The organism is Streptomyces fuscigenes (genome assembly GCF_021556455.1).
Lineage (GTDB): Bacteria > Actinomycetota > Actinomycetes > Streptomycetales > Streptomycetaceae > Streptomyces > Streptomyces fuscigenes.
The window spans coordinates 1-3,610 of the sequence record NZ_JAKGCV010000509.1 but is presented as its reverse complement, the minus strand read 5'-3'; the positions used below and the strand labels follow the sequence as shown (position 1 = coordinate 3,610).

At 73.5% G+C, this 3,610-nt stretch carries 3 protein-coding genes and 1 pseudogene; 2 read left to right on the top strand and 2 right to left on the bottom strand.

All coding sequences use genetic code 11. The annotated features are described in order from the left end of the window. Nucleotides 1-1,847: hypothetical protein (locus L1885_RS25430; protein WP_235799509.1), on the bottom strand; the 1,847-nt coding region annotated here is incomplete at its 3' end. Nucleotides 1,848-1,908: 61 nt separating this feature from the next. Beyond that, a complete protein-coding gene (locus tag L1885_RS25425; RefSeq protein ID WP_235799508.1) occupies nucleotides 1,909-2,103 on the bottom strand; it encodes a hypothetical protein in 195 nt (64 codons plus the stop codon). A 233-nt stretch (nucleotides 2,104-2,336) separates the two neighbouring features. Here L1885_RS25425 and L1885_RS25420 point away from each other — a divergent pair, with 233 nt between their 5' ends. Together L1885_RS25420 and L1885_RS25415 are read left to right on the top strand one after the other, a co-directional pair. After that, nucleotides 2,337-2,753 carry an ankyrin repeat domain-containing protein gene (locus L1885_RS25420; protein ID WP_235799507.1) on the top strand — a complete coding sequence of 139 codons (417 nt, stop codon included), beginning with the start codon at nucleotides 2,337-2,339 and terminating at the stop codon, nucleotides 2,751-2,753. 277 nt (nucleotides 2,754-3,030) lie between these two features. Continuing rightward, nucleotides 3,031-3,610 (top strand): annotated as a pseudogene (locus L1885_RS25415) (HEAT repeat domain-containing protein); the annotation flags it as partial.

The window sequence follows — 3,610 nt, the reverse complement described above, 5'->3', positions numbered from 1 at the left end:
GGGTGCTGCGCCTGGGCCGGGGCGGTGGGCTGCGCCGTCCCGGGCACGGTCCGGGCCGGGGCGTGTGACCGGCCGGCGGCCGCGCCGCCGGGCGCCGCCGAGCCCGTTCCCGTCACGGTCTCCGCCCCGGGAAGCGGTGCCGCCCCCACCGTCCCGGCTCGCTGCCCGGCCTCCACCGTGTCCTCGGCGTCTTCGGCGCCTCGGGAATCCTGGGCGTGCTGGGCGTTCTCGGCGCATTTCGCGTACCCGCTGTTTCCTGCGGCCTCTGCGGCATCGAAGGTCTCGACGGCGTCCGCCGCCTCGACAGCCTCGATCGCATCGGCCGGCTCGTCGGCCGCACCGTCGCTGCGGGGCGGCAGCAGCGCGAGTACGGCGCGGCGCGCGGCCTCGTCCGCGGTGTCGTCGTACGGATCGGGCGTGGCGGGGACCTGGAGGCGCAGCACCTCCGACGCGCCGAGGCGCGCGTATCCCCGGCCGGGCGGGACCTCCGGCGTCGGGGTGGTGTGCGGCGGCTCGCCGAGGACCGACGCGACGAGCTCCTCGCTCAGCGCCCCCAGGGCCACCCGCGCGTGCGTGTGCGTCAGAACGGTGTCGTCGATCCAGTCGAGGGCGTCGACGTGGTCGGCCACGACGACGCTCACGCCGGCCGCGCGGCCGTGCCGCAGCGGGACGGCCAGCAGGTGCTGGGGATCGCGCCGCCCCTCGGCCGCGGCGAGGTGGGCGAACACGCTCGGCCGGTCGAAGAGGATCCACAGCGGGCGTTTGGCGTCGTCAGGCAGGGGGACCCCCGCCTGCCGGGCACGGTTGGCGGCGATCAGCCGGCGCTCCGTCTCGCGCGACGCCCATTCCAGCGCGGCGAGCGCGCCGCTGAGCGCGGACTCGACGGTGAGCACCCCGGTGCGGCCTGTGAGGCAGGAGAACTCGCCGGTGCCGCTGCCCTCGACCACGACCACGTCGCCGTGCCGGAGGGCCTGGAGCGCGATGGAGCGCAGCAGGCTCGTCGCGCCCGCGCCGGGCCGGCCGGCGACGAGCAGATGGGGCTCCGCCGAGCGTGCCCCCGTGCGCCAGACGACCGGCGGCTCCTCGCGCGTCGCGCCGCCGGCGCCCACCGGCACCCTGCGCCGTACGGAGGAGTCGTCAGTGAAGCCGAGCACCGTCTCGCCGGGGACGGCGACGAAACGCTGCGCGAGGACGTCCGTGGGCAGGGCGGCCAGCACGCTCATCGTGAGCTCGTTGGATTCCTGCTCCCACGTGAAGTGGTACTCCCTGCCCCGCCCGGACTTGACGTGCAGGAGCCGCTCCACCGTGGCGCGGGCCCCGGCGTCGCCGTCGGCGAAGTAGGGCGGATAGGTCAGCCGGAGCCGCGTGAGGCGGCCCTCGTCGTCGAACTCGTGGGAGGCGAACGCGGAGTCCCACTGCCCGCCGTGCGCGAACAGCGGACTCGGGTCCTCCGGTACGGAGAAGTACGGCACCAGCGCCTCGTAGAGGGACTGGAGCCGCCGAAGCTCCGCTTCGTCGGGCCCGGTCCGCGTGGGCGTGCGTTCGCGGCCCTTCCACGCGGCCAGCGCCATGACCGTCACGAGGCCGAGCAGCGGCCCGTACGGCATGAGCGCGACCACCAGCACGCAGGCCGCCACCAGGAACAGCGCGGGACCGCGCCGTTCCTTCGCGGTAGCGGCCCACTTGAGCCGTGCGGACACGGCGAGCAGCCGCAGGCCACGGGAGACCGTGATCAGCGGATGGAGGACGTCCGTGGCACTGTCGGCGGCCGTACGCGCCATCTCGCGCCCCCGCGCGAGACGGGTCGTGCCGCTGCTCAGAATGCGGGGGAGTGGTCGCCGGGCCACAGCTGTCTCCTGGAGGTGCGGAAGGGGTGGGGATCGCGTCGGACGGTGGACGGGTCAGGCGTCAGAACTTGATCCCGCCCAGCAGTCCGGCGAGGCTCGCTCCTCCCGCCGTGATGCTCGGCGCGATGGCCGTTCCCGCCAGGTAGAAGCCGAACAGGGCACACACCATGGCGTGGGAGGCCTTGAGCCCGTCCTTCCTGAAGAAGAGGAAGACGATGATGCCCAGCAGCACGACGCCTGAGATGGACAGAATCATGTGGTTTCTCCTGGTTGAGGGGACAGTCACCATGAGTTGTTCCATCCTGACCGAAAGTATCTATATGACTAAAGGTGTAAATGGGTGAAATGCTCGATTTATCACTCAACTGGGCTAGAAAACCGGGGGCGGAGTGGTGCGGGCGGAAGCCCGAGCGGCCGCAGTACCCTTCCGTTCATCCGTACGGCGCGTGCGCCGTACGTCCTGGCAGGCGGCGTGGAAGGCGAGCGAGGATGAGCGAGAACCCGGGCGGAACGGAAGGCTCCGAGCCCGATGCGGACGTGGTCGAACTGGCCACCAGGATCTTCGATCTGGCCCGCCAGGGGTCGGCGGAGGCCCTCGCCGCGTACGTCGACGCCGGCGTGCCCGTGAACCTCACCAACGACCGGGGCGACTCGCTCGTGATGCTCGCCGCGTACCACGGCCACGCCCCCGCGATCGAGGCCCTGCTCGCCCGTGGCGCGGACCCGGACCGCGCCAACGACCGCGGGCAGACCCCGCTGGCCGGTGCCGTGTTCAAGGGCGAGGACGCCGTGGTGCGGGCCCTCGTCGCCGGGGGCGCCGATCCGGAAGCCGGAACTCCGTCCGCGGTGGATACGGCCCGCATGTTCGGGAAAGAGGAACTCCTGGCGCTGTTCGGCGCCGCCTGAACGAACCGCGACCACCCGGGCGCACGCCCGGGGCGTGCGGAGCCGGCGGCCGCGGGGGCGCCCGTACCGGAAGCTCCGGGACGGGTCCGGCTAAATGTGGTCGCGGTGGCGAAAACGCTGGGTCATCATGACGACGGGCCCACCCCGGGCCACCGACGAGAGGCAGAGGAAATGGTCTACACCAAGCAGGCGACGACGGCGGGTCTCCTCTGTTGCCGCGCGGCCTAGGACAGGACACCCCCCGGTTGCGTCGACAGCTTGATGTGAGGCTCTCCCCATGTTCGATCCGGTCATAGCGCCCAGCGGCACCCTGCTCGGGCTGCTCCAGCGGGGCCGCGGCGACGGCACCCTGCACGCGCTCGCCGCGCCCCGCTCAGAGGCCCTCGCCGCCCTCGACCACTGCGTGCTCCACGACCCGCGCCACGACTGGCAGGCCGAGAACCGCTCCCTCTACTACGCGCGCCTCTATCTCGACCTGCACGGCGGCCTCGGCGCGATCGAGCGGCACCTCTTCGACGCCGAGGACGCCACCGACACGGGCGAGGAGCGCACCGGCCTCGCCCTGGCCGTGCTCGGCCACCTCGCGTCGTACGGCAGGCGCGACGCGCTCGCCCTGCTGCGCCGCTACGCCGCCACGGGCACGAACTGGGCCTGGGCGCTGGACGAGCTCGCGCTGCGCGACGACGACCGGGGCCTGCGCGCCCTCGCCGCCCCGGTCCTCGCGCGCTTCCCCGCCACCCCGGACGGTGAGTCCGCCCTGGCCGCAGCCGTGCGCGACGCGTTCGAACCCCGGCCCTGGCGGCTGTGGGCGGACGACCCGAGCGCGGCGGTCGGCGCCCGGATCAGGGCCGCGGGCG